Annotated in this window: 3 protein-coding genes; all 3 read left to right on the forward strand. The window is 38.1% G+C overall.

Annotated features, from left to right (window positions below; all coding sequences use genetic code 11):
- Positions 1 to 413 precede the first annotated feature (413 nt).
- The 3 genes from VLZ86_RS13410 to VLZ86_RS13420 are packed head-to-tail and all read left to right on the forward strand — an operon-like array spanning position 414 to position 2818.
- Positions 414 to 581: a hypothetical protein gene (locus VLZ86_RS13410; protein ID WP_325452179.1), complete on the forward strand. Its 168-nt coding sequence runs from the start codon at positions 414 to 416 to the stop codon at positions 579 to 581.
- 9 nt (positions 582 to 590) lie between these two features.
- Complete coding sequence (locus VLZ86_RS13415; RefSeq protein ID WP_325452181.1) at positions 591 to 1730, forward strand: hypothetical protein; 1140 nt, start codon at positions 591 to 593, stop codon at positions 1728 to 1730.
- 59 nt (positions 1731 to 1789) lie between these two features.
- The gene (locus tag VLZ86_RS13420; RefSeq protein ID WP_325452183.1) at positions 1790 to 2818 is read left to right on the forward strand and encodes a nucleotidyltransferase family protein; all 1029 of its coding nucleotides are present in this window, start codon (positions 1790 to 1792) and stop codon (positions 2816 to 2818) included.
- The last annotated feature ends 170 nt before the right edge of the window (positions 2819 to 2988 follow it).

The raw sequence follows: 2988 nt of genomic DNA on the forward strand, positions 1-2988 counted from the left end.
TTCAAACTCGAACAAGAGAATAGTTCTATATCAAAAATAAAAAGCAGTTCAACAATATCTCGAAAACAAGGAACAGGAACATTTCCACTCTCAAATCCTTAAAAAAGGATACCCTTTAAAATAGACATGCGGATTTTAGGGATTACCGGGATTGTTAGGTCGCAGGAAAATAAAAAACACTCTTCGATTATTATTTATAAAATGGTTATGACCATCTTATAAATATAAGTATCTTTGATAAGATCAAAAAAACAAGGTTATCTTGACAAGGCACTGTCCACAACCAATAGAAAACCCTATAATAACAGATACCATTAATGAACTACAAAACACTGACAGTGGTCGGATTAGATAGAATAAATATTTGTTATAGAATATTTATTTAATTATAAAATGATTTTTATATTTGCATCATGGAAAACAAAAACTCTAAAACAGAAATAACCAGAAAAGAAGCACTTCAACGCATGGGTAAATACGCTGCACTTACTGCTGTTGGTACATTTCTTATATTGAATCCAAAAAAGGCACATGCCATCTCAAATCCAAAAGATCCAGGAGGAAATCCTTGGGATCTTTAATTTGTTGGTTTGAATGCAAAACTAGCCCCCAAACTTATTTCCCAAATAAACAACCATTATATTGTATGGTTTGAGGCTTCTAATCAGTATCTTGTTATTTCTGATACCCTAAAGGCTATTATAGATGTTTATTTGACATCTTTTAACCAAGCGGATTTTATTACCCAACTTCATAACGCTCTAAATATATCTCCAACCCAAGCCAAGATGTATTATAGTGAGATCAGTGATTTTTTGATCACTTCAAATGCCATCGCTAAGCCGATACTTCAACATCCACCAGTTGCATTAATTCCTGAAAAGGGTTCGACCACATATTACGGTTTTGCTGACACGACCATGTCCATCCATTTTGGCTCCCAAGCCATCAAAAATCTTATCCATCCGCAATTTGCCCATGCGACCATTGAAAAACCAAACGCGGTGTCCTGCCATTTTGATGTTTACAAAAATGGGGACAGCTTATATCTGCTCAAAAACAACGCCTATGTTGGGCATTATGCCCATTCCGATTTTCATCTGTTACAAGGGCAATTTGCCATTGAGCTGATCAATCTTTTGTACCGCCAACATGAAGCCGAGTGGATTGGGACCTTCCATGCCTCAACCGTGTGCAATACTAAAGAAGCCATTATGATTATTGGAGATTCAGGCAATGGGAAAAGCACCCTTTCGGCACTATTAATGGCCAGCGGCATGGATGTCCTAGCTGACGATTTCACGCCTTTATCTGCAATAAACCAAGAGGTTTACCGATTTCCTTCCGGAATTTCAGTCAAGGAAGGCGCTTTTAACGTTTTGGAGAACCTGTTTCCTGAGTTCGAGCAATTGAAAATCCATTCGAGCAGTTCAAAAACAGTCAACCTTAAGTATATTCCTCCGTTAAATGATTTCAAGACCTCAGTTGCACATGTGCCTTGCAAAAAGGTGGTTTATGTAAAATACGATAAGACCGGGCCATCCCTATTGCAAAAGGTAAACACCGAACAGATTCTATCCACCTTAATACCGGAATCCTGGCTGTCGCCATTGGCCGCCAATGCGCAACTCTTTTTAGATTGGCTACAAGATTTGGAATGTTTTGAATTGCAATATGCCGATAATGATTTTGCTGTTTCGCAGTTTAAAACACTTTTCAACGCTTCATAGCCTTACGACTTCCTTTATTTTATTTACTTTTGGAAGAATGTTAACCTTTACAGTCCTTGGTGAAAAGATCCTTTAGTACAACGCTGCAACTCATTGCAGACCTTTTGAGTTTTGGTGACAACCAAGAGGCCCTTGCCAATCATCTATCAAGCCATATGATCGACTGGGATGCTGTTGTCATTGTTGCCAGTAAACATTTAATGTTGCCGGCACTTTATTGTCGTCTTAAAGCAAAAGAACTATTGCCCCTGATTCCGGAGGATTTAAATCTTTATTTAGAAGACATAGCAACCATCAATCGAGGTCGGAACAAGATACTTTTGGAGGAAGCGCTTGAGGTCTCTAAAATTTTAGAGAAAGAACATATTGAGCATATTTTTATTAAGGGTGTTGCCTTGCTTGCAGGTAATGCTTTTAATGATCCTGCCGAGCGCATGGTGGGCGATATTGATATTTTGGTTGCCCCTGATCAGATCCACAGGGCATTCGATCTTTTAACCGATCTGGGATATAGCGATACCGTCACTTCTATTATTTCACGAAAAAACCATCGGCATTTGCCAAGGCAAGTGTCAGAGCAACAATATGGCGCCATTGAACTGCACAATGAAGTTTTGATCCATAAGCATAAGCACCTTATCAACAGCAAACACCTTCTCGAAAACAGGCAAATGGTCAATGGCATTGCTGTTCCATCCAAGGAAGACGCGATCAAAATCGCCATTTTAGGACTTCAAATCAATGATAGAGCCCATTTTGTTGGATTTTTAAATTTTAAATCCATTTACGATTGTCTCGCCTTAGGGCTGCAGAATCGCCCGGATTTGATTGAAAGTTTGTCGCAGCAAAAACATGCCCAATCGTTTTTGGCGTTAGCCAGTGTCTTTTTTAAGGAACTTAAACCGTATCAACTCTCCCATTATTCCAATTTCTTAAAAAGGTATTTCGTTTTTAAAATACAGCACCCCAAATTGGGAGGCCTTGCATCATCTGTCTTAAAAATTAAGCGTCATATTCAGATAAGAATAGGCTTATTGCTACATAATGAAAGCTATAGGAAGCATGTATTAAATAATAAATTGAAATAGTTAGGGTACATGACCATACTATTTTTTTGAAAATCGGTTTTACCCCTCCCGATAGCTCCTTGAATCCGCAAGTCTTCCAAAAAAAATGCCGCAAAACCTTATTGGATAAAGCTTTGCAGCTGTGTAATATTCACTTAAATTAGTGTTGACCAATACTACAGATGTGAAGA

The organism is Gelidibacter sp. (assembly GCF_035515035.1).
In the GTDB taxonomy this organism is placed as follows: Bacteria; Bacteroidota; Bacteroidia; order Flavobacteriales; family Flavobacteriaceae; genus Gelidibacter.